This is a genomic window from Roseobacter sp. HKCC-CH-9208 (assembly GCF_037805125.1).
In the GTDB taxonomy this organism is placed as follows: domain Bacteria; phylum Pseudomonadota; class Alphaproteobacteria; order Rhodobacterales; family Rhodobacteraceae; genus M30B80.
Genome location: NZ_JBBLYK010000001.1, coordinates 505,238 through 518,581 on the forward strand (window position 1 = coordinate 505,238; position 13,344 = coordinate 518,581).

At 56.4% G+C, this 13,344-nt stretch carries 9 protein-coding genes; all 9 read right to left on the bottom strand.

The features are described from left to right. The gene (locus AAC621_RS02535) at positions 1 to 2,886 is read right to left on the bottom strand and encodes a monovalent cation/H+ antiporter subunit A (protein ID WP_340251918.1); all 2,886 of its coding nucleotides are present in this window, start codon (positions 2,884 to 2,886) and stop codon (positions 1 to 3) included. A 350-nt stretch (positions 2,887 to 3,236) separates the two neighbouring features. Beyond that, positions 3,237 to 3,464, bottom strand: a complete 228-nt coding sequence (locus tag AAC621_RS02540; RefSeq protein ID WP_340251920.1) for a formate dehydrogenase subunit delta — start codon at positions 3,462 to 3,464, stop codon at positions 3,237 to 3,239. Between the two features lie 6 nt (positions 3,465 to 3,470). Continuing rightward, positions 3,471 to 4,280: a formate dehydrogenase accessory sulfurtransferase FdhD gene (fdhD, locus tag AAC621_RS02545; protein WP_340251923.1), complete on the bottom strand. Its 810-nt coding sequence runs from the start codon at positions 4,278 to 4,280 to the stop codon at positions 3,471 to 3,473. A 2-nt stretch (positions 4,281 to 4,282) separates the two neighbouring features. Continuing rightward, on the bottom strand, positions 4,283 to 7,180 hold the full coding sequence (gene fdhF, locus AAC621_RS02550; protein WP_340251925.1) for a formate dehydrogenase subunit alpha: 2,898 nt from the start codon (positions 7,178 to 7,180) through the stop codon (positions 4,283 to 4,285). Positions 7,181 to 7,194: 14 nt separating this feature from the next. After that, positions 7,195 to 8,721 (bottom strand): formate dehydrogenase beta subunit, encoded by a 1,527-nt coding sequence (locus AAC621_RS02555; protein ID WP_340251928.1) that lies wholly within the window; start codon positions 8,719 to 8,721, stop codon positions 7,195 to 7,197. After that, complete coding sequence (locus AAC621_RS02560) at positions 8,718 to 9,194, bottom strand: formate dehydrogenase subunit gamma (protein ID WP_340251930.1); 477 nt, start codon at positions 9,192 to 9,194, stop codon at positions 8,718 to 8,720. The genes AAC621_RS02555 and AAC621_RS02560 overlap by 4 nt, the downstream gene beginning before the upstream one ends. Before the next feature lie 127 nt (positions 9,195 to 9,321). Next, positions 9,322 to 10,212 carry a LysR family transcriptional regulator gene (locus AAC621_RS02565; RefSeq protein ID WP_340251932.1) on the bottom strand — a complete coding sequence of 297 codons (891 nt, stop codon included), beginning with the start codon at positions 10,210 to 10,212 and terminating at the stop codon, positions 9,322 to 9,324. 103 nt (positions 10,213 to 10,315) lie between these two features. After that, entirely contained in the window at positions 10,316 to 11,536 is a 1,221-nt protein-coding gene (locus AAC621_RS02570; RefSeq protein WP_340251935.1) for an ABC transporter permease, read from the bottom strand. 4 nt (positions 11,537 to 11,540) lie between these two features. Then, positions 11,541 to 13,208: an ABC transporter permease gene (locus AAC621_RS02575; RefSeq protein WP_340251938.1), complete on the bottom strand. Its 1,668-nt coding sequence runs from the start codon at positions 13,206 to 13,208 to the stop codon at positions 11,541 to 11,543. Positions 13,209 to 13,344: the final 136 nt, after the last annotated feature.

The window sequence follows — 13,344 nt, forward strand, 5'->3', positions numbered from 1 at the left end:
TCAAACCCCCTTCGCGGTCTGCTCTTGCGCCGTGTCATCGGCGCGGGCGGGATCAAAATCCATTGGTTCGGGATTGGCACGCTCGCCGCTGGTAAAGGCAATACGAGCCAAGGAATAGAGCATCAGCATCACCGCCCCCAGAACCGTCAAAAAGACGCCCAGATCAAAAAGGGCCGCTGTTGCCAATTCGAATTCCTCGATGGGCGGGAAATGGAAATACCCAAAGGCAGAGGTCAGGAACGGCGTGCCCGAAAGCCACGCGCCCATCCCCGTCATACCTGCAATCACCACGCCCCAACCAATCAAGCTGTGATATTCGAATTTTTGCCGCTCCTGCGCCCAAGCAAAGCCTGACGCCATATATTGCGTCAAAAGCGCAATCGACACGATCAGCCCCGCAACAAAGCCACCACCCGGTTGGTTATGGCCGCGCAGGAACATGTAGACCCCGACCATCAACACGATAGGCAGCATCACGCGGGTTGCGACAACCATCATCAACGGGTGACGATCACGCGACAAATCCCCACGATCAGGGTTTGCGCTGCGCCGCAACCGCCGCCCCACAGGGCCTGAGAGCAGCGCCTCCATCAATGCATAGATAACCAGACCCGCAATACCCAGAACGATGATCTCGCCATAGGTGTCGTAACCACGGAAATCGACCAAGATCACGTTCACCACATTGGTGCCGCCGCCGCCGGTTTTGGAATTGGCGAGGTGGTAATGCGAGATTGACGAAAAATCCCGCAAGAGGAACGCCATAGACAAGGCCGCAACCCCAACACCCGCCCCAATCGCAATCGCACCATCGCGCATGCGCAAAGCGGGGCTGCTTTCGGTGGGGGTGTATTTCGGCAAGAAATGCAGCGCGATCAACAACAGCAAGATCGTCACCGTCTCAACCGAGATTTGCGTCACCGCCAGATCAGGCGCCGAGAGGTAGACAAAGGCACCAGAGACACCCAGGCCGATAATACTGATCAAAATCAGCGACAAGAACCGCTTGCGGTGGTTCAAGACAACAAGCGCCGTTGCGATCACCATGGCCACCCACCCAGCTGCGGCTATCGGGGTGATTGGCAAAGCCTCGCGCGTGACAGGGCCGATACCCGCGCCGCTATACGCGATGTAGCCTGCCGCCAAAATGGCAACCACGAAGATTGCCAAATAGCGACTGATAGCGCCATTGTGCAACGCCCCGTTAAGGGCCGACATGGCCCGCTGAACCGCACCATAGAGAACATCAAAAATCACTTTCGCCTCAGGGCGCGGCACCGCGTTCCAAAGACGCTCAAGCTTGTCATGCAGGGCGAGCAGGATCAAACCACCTACCACCGCGCCGATGGATATAAACAAGGCAGGCGTGAAGCCATGCCAAATCTTGAGGGCGTAATAGGGCAACTCTCCGCCGATGACCGCCTGCCCTGCCGTGGCCACCAAAGGCCCCGCAATCAGGGCGGGGAAGAGGCCGATCAAAACAACAAAAACGACCAAGAAGGCAGGCGCGGCCCACATCCCAAATCCTGGATCATGCGGCATATGCGGATAGTCATCCCGCTTTGGCCCAAAAAAGACATGAACGATCAAACGGAACGAATAGGCGACCGAGAATAATGCCCCCAAGGTTGCGAATACTGGCATCACCCAATGCGCCCCCGCCCAAGGGGTATGCACCGCCGCCTCAAGCATCATTTCCTTAGACAAGAACCCGTTGAAAAGCGGGATACCCGCCATAGACAACGACCCAATCACCGCAATCACCGCGGTGATGGGCATCAGGTGACGCAAACCGCCGAGCCGCTTTATATCGCGGGTATGGGTTTCATGGTCGACAATTCCCACGCTCATGAACAAAGCGGCCTTAAAGGTCAGGTGGTTGAGGATATGAAACACCGCCGCAACAGCGGCAAATTTCGTGCCCATCCCCAAGAGCAAGGTCAAAAGGCCCAAATGGCTGACAGTCGAGAAGGCCAACAATGCCTTTAGGTCGTCTTTGAACAGTGCGATCTTCGCGGCCATCACCATCGTGATCAAACCTGTCGTGGCCACGATGTAGAACCACTCAGGCGTGCCTGCCAAAACGGGCCACATCCGCGCCATCAAGAAAATGCCCGCCTTCACCATGGTCGCCGAATGCAGATAGGCTGACACAGGTGTGGGCGCAGCCATCGCGTGGGGCAGCCAGAAATGGAAGGGGAACTGCGCGGATTTTGTAAAGGCGCCAAGCAGGATCAAAATCAGCGCGGGCAAATACCAGTCGGAGGCGCGGATCGCATCGCCTGCCTGCAAAATATCCGTCAGGTTATAGCTGCCTGCAAGCTGGCCCAAAATGACCAATCCCCCGATCATGGCCAAACCACCCGCACCCGTGACAGCCAAAGCCATCCGCGCGCCTTGGCGACCTTCGGGCAGGTGTTTCCAGTAGCCAATCAGCAAGAAGGAGGAGAGCGAGGTCAACTCCCAGAAAATCAGCAAAAGCAGGATATTGTCAGACAAAACGATGCCGAGCATCGCGCCTTGGAACAGCAGAAGATAGGTGTAAAATTGCCCCATCGGGTCTTTGTCCGACAGGTAGAACCGCGCATAAAGCGTGATCAACAGGCCCACGCCCAAGATCATGCCCGCAAACATCAGGCCCAAACCATCAAGGAAGAATGCCATCTCCAAACCCATGGCAGGCAGCCAAGGGACGGAATAGGTCAAAACCTCGCCACGAAATACCACAGGGGCAAGCGTGCCCAACATAATAAGCGCCAAAGCCGTGGGGATCGCGGTAAATGTGGCGCAAGCATTGCGCCCCGCGCGGATCATCAACCCCGGCACCAAGGCGCCCAAAAACGGTAAAATGGCAATGATAGGCAATATCTGGCCTGCGCTGCTCATGTTACTTCCCTGTTCTAGGCGCATCTTGGGTGATGCGCGATTATGCTGTATCAATCTGCAAAGGCTTTGCGGGAAAGGTCAATATCTGACACCCAATTAACGGCGCATTTTCTGCGTCCGATAGAGAATGCGCGTGAAAAACGCCAAGATATCGCCCCAACCTGCGCCAACCTGCCATGAGCGCATAATGGGAAGGTCACACTGACCGCTGCCCGTTCTTTTTGCCTTCTTCGGTGGTCTCAACTATCTGTGAGGTGATCTAGAGCCCGAGATATGGTTCTGCAAGAGGTGGGCGGCTTTTCACCCGCATCAAAACTTGATCTTACCTCTGACATCGCAGCAGAGGATGATCAAAAGTCTTGAGGCAGACGCAACAATGCCACGGCATCGCGTGCCAGCGGATGCAATCGGCCAGCCTGTGACGAGTCGCTGACAAGGCCTACGAAATCAGCGCGCATCTCTGGCCCCCAAAAATCGTTCAGATGGGCCGCAACACGCTCGGCCAAGTCATCGCCTTTTTGGCTTTCGAAAAATGTGGCGATCTGGTTCGCCATCGTAATCAGCTTATCCGATGCCACAGTGATCTATCCTTGTTCTATCCGCTGGGGATGCGTGAAAATTTCAAATTGCCCTTTGCGCGCCAATGCCGCCACGCACAGCCCCGCCTGATCTGCAACATCCAAGGCCAACGCGGTTGGTGCGGAAACCGCGATCAGCACAGGCGCGCCTGCGATAACGGTTTTTTGCACCATCTCGACCGAGACGCGGCTAGTGATCACAATCGCGCCCGCAGTCGGATCAATATGTGCCGCCCCCATCGCGCCGATCAGCTTATCAAGCGCATTGTGCCGCCCAACATCCTCGCGCGCCAAGACAATGCCCTGTGAGGGATGAAAAAACGCCGCCGCGTGAACCGCATGGGTTTCATCGTGCAAAGGTTGGTGACCCCGCAAGGCCTCCGCCGCACCCAATAGCGGGGTGAGGGGCAAAGGGGCTATATCGTGCGGTAAGGGCGCGACATCCCGCATCGCTTGCGCAAGGCTATCAATACCACACAGCCCACATCCCACAGGGCCCATCATCGAGCGGCGCCGCGCCTGCAAGACCTTTGATTGCGCGGCATCAAGCCAAAGCCGTGCTTCAATGCCTTCACCCGCCTCGTGGCGGACAATCTCAATCTCGCGAATATCGGCATCGCTCGCGATAAAGCCTTCGGTTTTGGCAAAGCCCCGCGCGAAATCTTCGAGATCACGCGGGGTGGCCATCATGACCGCTTGCGTGCCCCCATCAAAGACCATGGCCACAGGGCATTCTTCGGCCAAGGCACGGTCTTCGGCCGTCAGGCCGTCACGGGTGGCCTTTACCACCGCGCGCGCCAAAGGGGCCGCAGCCATAGCTATTCCGCCGCTGGCAGGATACGCCGCGCCGCCTTGGCCTGCGCCTCATAGCTTTCTTGCCATTCAGTTGGGCCATTTGATTGCGACACTTGCACCGCTGTCACCTTATATTCAGGGCAATTCGTGGCCCAATCCGAGAAATCGGTGGTGATCACATTGGCCTGCGTCTGCGGGTGGTGGAAGGTTGTATAGACCACACCTGGGCTGACGCGATCAGTGATCTTGGCGCGCAGGGATGTCTCGCCTGACCGCGAGGCCAGCTTGACGTAATCGCCCTCCTTGATCCCGCGTGTTTCTGCGTCATGGGGATGGATTTCCAACACATCCTCTTCATGCCAGACGGTGTTTTCCGTGCGCCGTGTCTGCGCCCCCACATTATACTGGCTCAAGATACGCCCTGTGGTCAGCAAAAGTGGGAAGCGCGGCCCTGTGCGCTCATCGGTGGCAACATATTCAGTCAGAATAAAGCGCCCCTTGCCGCGCACAAACCCATCAACATGCATCAATGGCGTGCCCTCTGGGTTTGCGTCATTGCACGGCCATTGCACGCTGCCTTTTTCCTCAAGCACCGCGTAATCAACGCCAGCAAAGCTTGGGGTGGTGGCGGCGATTTCCTCCATGATTTGAGACGGGTGGGTATAGTTCCACCCTGCCCCCATGGCATTGGCCAAGGCTTGCGTTACTTCCCAATCAGCCATCCCTGCCTTTGGCGCCATGACTTCGCGCACGCGGTTGATGCGCCGCTCAGCATTGGTGAAGGTGCCATCTTTCTCAAGGAAGGTTGAGCCAGGCAAGAAAACGTGGGCGTAATTAGCAGTTTCATTCAAGAAAAGATCATGCACGATCACGCAGTCCATCGCGGCCAAACCTGCCGCCACATGTTTGGTATCTGGGTCAGACTGAAGGATATCTTCGCCTTGGCAGTAAAGCCCTTTAAACTTACCCGCCACTGCCGCATCCAACATATTGGGAATGCGCAGGCCTGGCTCTGGGTCAATCTCAACGCCCCAAGCTTGCTCAAAAATAGCGCGCACATCGGCGTTTTTGACATGGCGATAACCCGGCAATTCATGCGGGAAAGACCCCATATCACACGAGCCTTGCACGTTATTTTGTCCACGCAGCGGGTTCACACCCACCCCTTCGCGGCCCACATTGCCCGTAAGCATCGCCAGATTGGCGATCCCCATCACTGTGGTCGAGCCTTGGGAATGCTCTGTCACACCCAAGCCGTAATAAATCGCCCCATTGCCGCCCGTTGCATATAGGCGCGCTGCGGCGCGCAGTTCCGCAGCAGGCACACCCGTCAAAGCCTCAACCGCCTCGGGGCTATGGCGCGGGTCAGCAATAAATTCTGCGTAATCTTCGAACTCATCCCAATCGCAGCGCTCGCGGATATAGGCCTCGTTCGCAAGACCTTCGGTGACAATCACATGGGCCATGGCCGTAACAACCGCCACATTTGTGCCAGGCTTCAGCGGCAGGTGATGCGCGGCCTTGATATGGGCGGATTTCACCAGATCAATGCGGCGTGGGTCGATCACAATCAGCTTTGCCCCTTGGCGCAGGCGCTTTTTCAGACGGCTTGCGAAAACGGGGTGGCCATCGGTTGGGTTGGCCCCAATCACGACAACCACATCCGCATGCGCGACCGAGTCAAAATCTTGCGTCCCTGCCGATGTGCCAAAGGTTTGGCCCAAGCCATAACCGGTTGGCGAATGGCAGACCCGCGCACAAGTGTCGGTATTGTTATTGCCAAACACCGCACGCGCGAGTTTTTGCACAAGGAAGGTTTCTTCGTTCGTGCAACGGCTTGAGGTGATCACGCCGATGGATTTCTGGCCATACGTCGCCTGAATGCCCCGCAGTTTTTGCGCGGCGAAGCCAAGCGCCTCCTCCCATGACACTTCGCGCCATGGCTCGGAGATGTCATCACGGATCATCGGGTTCAAAATGCGGTCTTTATGGGTGGCGTAACCATAGGCAAAGCGCCCCTTCACGCAGGAATGCCCGCGATTGGCCTTGCCGTGTTTATAGGGCACCATCCGCACCAATTGATCGCCATTCAATTCTGCTTTGAACGAACAGCCCACACCACAATAGGCGCATGTGGTCACGACCGAGCGTTGCGGCGTGCCCAATTCGATGACAGATTTTTCCTGCAAAGTTGCAGTTGGACAGGCCTGCACGCAAGCACCGCATGACACGCAATCCGAACTGAGGAAATCATCCAACGGGCCGCCTGCAGATACGCGGCTGTCAAACCCACGCCCCTCGATGGTCAGCGCAAACGTGCCTTGCACCTCCTCGCAGGCCCGAACACAGCGGTTGCAGACGATGCATTTGGAGGGGTCATAGGTGAAATAAGGATTGCTTTCATCCTTGGGTAAATATTCGGGGTTGAGATCCCCATTGGTATCACGCGCGGTGAAATGGTTGGCGATACTCGCCCCTTCGGTCGCGCTATAGCGCACATCGCGCAATCCAACCGCGCCCGCCATGTCCTGCAATTCGCAATCGCCATTGGCGGCACATGTCAAACAATCAAGCGGGTGATCGCTGATATACAGCTCCATCACCCCGCGGCGCAGTTTGTGCAGCTTGGCGTTTTGGGTATGAACCACCATACCCTCGGCCACGGGTGTCGTGCAGGAGGCGGGCGTGCCGCGCCGCCCCTCGATTTCGACAACGCATAAACGGCAAGAGCCAAAGGCCTCAAGGCTGTCCGTCGCGCAGAGCTTGGGGATCGACAATCCCGCCTCGGCCGCGGCGCGCATAACGCTTGTGCCCTCTGGCACAGTAACCGCCACACCATCAATCGTCAGACTGACAGGCGCGCCCGTCTTAGCGGGCGTTCCCATGTCGCGGTCATCCCAAGGAATGATGAAATCTTTCATGGATCAAAACCCTCCTATTCCGCGGCCTGATTGGCGGGGGTGGCCCCAAATTCATCTGGAAAATTCTGAAGCGCCGACATGACGGGGTAAGGCGTGAACCCGCCAAGCGCGCAGAGCGAGCCGTCTTTCATCGTCTCGCACAGATCGGTCAACAAGGGGATTGCGGTCGCATCCCCGGCGGCAATGCGGTCGATGGTTTCCACCCCGCGTCTTGCCCCAATGCGGCAGGGCGTGCATTTCCCGCAAGATTCCACCGCGCAAAATTCCATCGCAAACCGCGCCATCTGAACCATGTCGGCGCTGTCGTCAAAAACGACCACGCCCGCATGCCCAATCAGCCCGCCCTGCCCATCAAATTCCTCATAGGCAAAAGGCGTGTCAAATTTGGACGGGGGCATATAGGCACCCAAGGGGCCGCCCACCTGAACCGCTTTGACGGGCCGCCCCGTAGCGGTGCCGCCCACAATCTCGTTGACCAATTCGCCCAAAGGCATCCCAAAGGCGGTTTCAAACAACCCGCCGCGCGCAACATTGCCTGCAATCTGGATTGGCATCGTCCCTTTAGACCGACCAAGGCCAAAACTGGCATAATGCGCCGCACCTTTTTCGAAAATCACAGGGATCGTTGCCAAGGACAGGACGTTATTCACAACGGTTGGCCGCCCTAGAAAACCCTCTAAGGCGGGCAGCGGCGGCTTGGCGCGCACAACACCGCGTTTGCCCTCAAGGCTGTTCAGAAGCGATGTCTCTTCGCCGCAAACATAAGCCCCTGCCCCCACGCGAATCTCAAGATCAAAGGCTTTGCCTGATCCCAACACATCGTCACCCAAAACGCCTTCGGAACGGGCGATGGTGACCGCCTCTTCCATCACTTCAATCGCATCGGGATATTCGGAACGGATATATACAAACCCGCGCGTGGCCCCTGTGGCCAGTCCCGCAATCGCCATGCCTTCAATCAAGCAGAAAGGATCCCCTTCCATGATCATCCGATCCGCGAAGGTTCCGCTATCCCCCTCGTCTGCGTTGCAAACGATGTATTTCTGAGGGCCTGCCGCCTCTGAGACAGTTTTCCACTTGATCCCAGTCGGGAAGCCTGCACCACCACGCCCGCGCAATCCAGAGGCGATCACCTCTGCGACAATGTCAGCGGCACTCATGGCGGCGGCACGAGACAGTCCCACAAGGCCGCCGTGAGCGCGGTAATCCGACAAGCTGAGCGGATCAATCAAACCGCAGCGCGCAAAAGTCAGGCGGTTTTGCTTGGCAAAAAACGGAATATCTTCGACAGGGCCGAGCGTCTCGATCTTGCCTGCCAGAAGATCCTCGACTTGATCCGCCGCAATCGGGCCATAAGCCAAACGGGTGCCATTTTCTTCGATCTCGACCAGAGGTTCTAGCCAGATCATCCCGCGACTTCCGTTGCGGATGATCTGCGCCTCTTCCCCACGGGCCATAAGCGCATCGGCCAAAGTGGCCGCAACCTCATCAGACCCAAGCGCCTTGGCGGCGGCATCACGGGGGATATAAATCTTTTTCATAGGCCCGCCTCCGATAAGGTTTTAATGATTTTTTCTTCGGTGGCGCGACCGATCAATTTGCCATCCAGCATAGCCGCAGGCGCACAGGCGCATAGGCCCAGACAATAAACAGACTCAACCACCAATTTCCCATCGGCGCGCGCCTGCCCCCAATCCAGTCCAAGCATCGCGAGAATACGATCAGACAGCGCTTTGCCGCCAACAGCCTGACAGGCCTCGGCACGACAAATTTTCAAGCTGTGCCGCGCGGACGGCGCTGTGCGGAAATCATGATAAAAGCTGATTACCCCGTGCAATTCCGCGCCTGTGATGTTGAGCGCATCACAAATGATCGGGCGGGCCGCTTCAGGAATATACCCAAATTCCTCTTGTAAGGCATGCAGCATGGGCAGCAGAGGCCCCTCCATCCCCATGTGGCGCATCACAATCGCCGTGATGTCTTGATCATTCGCATCAGCATGGTCGCGGGGCATGGCCGTAATCCTTTGGTCGTGAGGATCGCGCGCATCCACGCCTGAACGCGCGCGCGATGCCCGACTAATGCCCGAGGCTTAATTCCGTTTCAATATCAAAATTTCGTTAAACGATAGACAAAATCTATCAATTTACCTCGCCCGCCATCTCGCGCGCAACGCGTAAAAGGCTTCGGAAAACGGGGGTATAAGGCTCTTGATGGGGGGCGATCAAACCCACCTCAGGGCGCAGCGCCCCATCTTCCAACGGGATCACCCGCAGATCATGGCCAATGGCAAGGAACTGCGCCATGGGTTGCGGCAAAACTGTCAGCGCACCTGCCTCAATCACATGGCTCACCAGAACAATGGTCGAATTGCTTTCGACAACCGATTTTGGCTCGAGACCATGCGCCGCGAAATTGCGGTTCAAGATCCGCCGATTTTGCATATCAGGGGTTAGGAGGCTCAGGCTCATCCCCTCGAGCGCGGCCCATGCCACTCGGGTCTGTGCCGCAAAAGGATGATCTGATCGGCACAGAACCGCGTAATTTTCCCGATAGAGCCCCGTGCTAACCATGCGTCCCAAAGGCTCATTGTCCAAATAGGTCACACCCGCATCTGCATCGAGATTTTCCAACAGCTTGAGGATTTCGGCGGACGAACGAGACAGAATAGAAAAACTGACATTGGGATGCGCGCGCGAAAAGCGGCTGACGAGACGCGCGGCTTCGGTCAATGCGGTTGGGATCACCGCAAGGCGCAAATGGCCCGATAACCCCTCGCGGCTATAACGCATTTCTTCACACAACTGGCGGCTATCGCCCACGATACGCCGCGCCCACTCCAATGCGCGTTGCCCCTCAGGAGTCAGACCGCCAAAGCGTGACCCGCGCTGCACCAGCTTCACCCCAAGCTGGTCTTCCAGTTGCTTGATCCCTGAGGACAGGCTTGGCTGAGTAACCCCCAACAATTCAGCCGCACGGCCAAAGTGCTGGGTTTTAGCCAAAGCAAGCAGCATTTCCAATTTTTGGATCATAGACATTTCCTATCAATTTCCACAAATTCTATCATAACATCAGATCAAAAAAAGGCCGCATCGGCATACCCAATGCGGCCTTAATGATGTGATCTTGCGCCAATCAGCTTGGGCTTAGGCCCCTCAGTCGCTCTGATCTGCGGCGCAGAAGTTCAACTGTGGTCAAAAGCAGGATAGAGATGGTCACAAGGATCGTGGCCGCCGCCAAAATCGTTGGCGAGATTTGTTCGCGGAGGCCCGTGAACATCTGCCAAGGCAGGGTCTGCTGCTGCGCTGAACCAACAAACAGTACCACGACAACCTCGTCAAACGAGGTGATAAAGGCGAACAGACCGCCTGAGATAACACCCGGCAAAATCAGCGGCATCTGCACACGGAAGAAGGTGGTCACAGGGTTTGCGCCCATATTCGCCGCCGCCCGCGTCAGCGACCGATCAAAGCCAACAAGCGTGGCGGTCACTGTGATGATTACAAAAGGCACGCCCAACACGGCATGCGCCAAGATCACCTTCACATAACCCACGAAGGATTTGTTCAGACCCAAGGTCAGTTCCAACCAATTACCAAGAGGGGCGTAGAAAAAGAACATCCCTGTCGCTGAGATGATCAAAGGCACAATCATGGGCGAGATCAAAACCGCCATGATGGTTTGACGTCCAGGCACATGGGATTGCGACAAACCGATGGCCGCCAACGTGCCAAGACTAACCGAGATCACAGTCGCAATCGGCGCAATGATCAGCGAGTTTTTCAGCGGCTGCATCCACTCATCCGTGGTCAGGAAATCGCGGTAATGCTTCAGCGAATACCCCTCGGGGTCAAAAGCCAGCATCTCGGGCGTGAAGGTAAAGAAATCCTGCGCGTTAAACGACAGCCACATCACGGGGAAAAGCGGGGCAATCAGAAAGAAGAAGATCAGTCCACAGATAAACAGGAAACTGTTATGCCAAAGGGTCTGCCCGCCTGTATAATAAATCGGCACGCCTTTGCGATAATCGCCCGTGTCGATCCAGAAGACGAACCACGACAGCACCGCGCCCACAAGGCCTGCTGCGATTCCGCCGCCCAAATTGGTGGCGAAAAGACCCGCGGCAAAGAAGATCGCAATCACACCAAGGCGCGCCATCATCCGCTTTTCAGCCATGGGGTGCATCAAGGCCGCCAATATGCCCCCAATGAAAGCGCCCGCAACAATCCCCGTGAGCGGATTTCCAAAGGATGTGCCTGCGATATAGCCAAAGGCCGCTGACACAGCCGCAGTCAGGGGTGCCGTGAACCCCCAAAGGGAGGGGCGCTTGAGCGTAAGTTTCAGCGATTGAGCCATAATCTCAGCCCCCCAATTTCACGTTATCAATGCCGACAATGCGGTCATAAAGCCAATACAGCGCCAAGACCAAGGCCAGAAGGATCGAGCCCAAAGCCGCCGCCAAGCCCCAGTTGAGCGAGGATGAAATATGGTAGGCAATGCGGTTCGAGATAAAGACACCATCTGTGCCGCCCACGATTTCAGGCGTGATGTAATAGCCAATCGCCAAGATGAACACGAGAATCGACCCCGCCCCAATCCCTGGAACAGATTGTGGGAAATAGACCCGCCAGAACGCTGTCCAATTGGTCGCGCCAAGACTTTTGGCGGCGCGAAGGTAAGACGGCGGAATGGTTTTCATCACCGAATAAAGCGGCAAAATCATAAAGGGCAGCAAGATATGCGTCATCGCAATAATCGTGCCTGTCGAGTTATTCATCAAAATCAGGCGGTTTGCATCATCGACAAATCCAAGCCAGACAAAGATTTCATTAATCACGCCTTGCTGTTGCAGCAGCACTTTCCATGCACTGGTGCGCACCAAGAGCGATGTCCAGAACGGCAGAAGAACAAGGATCATCAAAACATTGGCGCTGCGCACAGGTAGGTTGGCCAAAAGCCACGCCACGGGATAGCCCAACAGGATACAGGAACCTGTGATGATCAAGGACATAATCATCGTGCGAATGAACAGTTTGATGTAAAGCTGCTGGCTTTCAGGGCGAGCATTCACACCCTCAAGCCCCTTTTCCATATCAATCGCGTTGAGGAAATAGCCTGTGGTGTAATCAGGGCTGTAAATCTTGATCGTTTGCCAGTTTTCCGTATCGCCCCATCCATCATTTTCTTCGATGAATGCGGCGCGGAAATCAATTTGCGGCAGGGTTGGCAGGGCTGCAATCACATTGGCCAATGGGCCTGCGCCCGCCCCTGTGTATGAGGCTAGAGCGGCCGCTGTATCAGCGCGCGCCAGATCAAGGGCCAAGGCCGCATATACCGCCTCCCATGGGTCTTCTTCGGAAACCACATCCTCATCCGCGATGGCGGTATAGATGGCCCAGTCACTATAAGCGGCGGCGGTTTGGGGCAGAAGTGCTGCCATCTCGCCCGATAGGGTAAAACCAATATCGCCTGCAAACCCCTCGCCCACCATATTCGCCCAAAGGGCGCGGCGGGCTTCGATCACATCTTCGCCGCCTGTGCCAGACAGCATCTCATACCATGTGATCCCGTCCTTGAAGGCAGGATCTGCATCTTCAAGCCAATCTTGAAACACCTCGCCAATATCATCAATGCCCCGCCCTGTGGTGCGGAACATCGAAGAAAGGCCCGTGCGTTCATAATTCAGGCGCGAGCCAAGTTTGGTATGTTCCTTTGCCTCGGCAGCGCGGAAAATGTCGAAAAATAGGGCTTGAAACACGGTCTCATCTGGCAAGGTGCCGTCTTGGCCATCCCAAGCGTCAAGCGCTTCAACCGTTTCGGGAAGCGTGCCAGATACAATTTGGTTTTCCACCGATCGAAACAACATCGATCCGATCGGGACAACAAATGTCAAAACAACAAAGGCCAAAAGGGGCGCAATCAACATCAGCGCACGCAGCTTTTGGCGTCTGAGGGCACGGGCGAGGCTCGTCTTGAGGGGGGTTCCATCCGCCGCCAGCATCGGGCCTGAATTGGTGGTGTCGCTCATCCTGTCCCCGTCAGTCGTTTCTATCTTCAATCGTCATGAATTTGGTCGGGCCGTGCCGCGGTTTCACGCGCGTTAGGTCTGCCTAGACCCCTGCCCTCATAGGGCCACCCGATGGTTGAGAGGGGGCCGCGTTCAA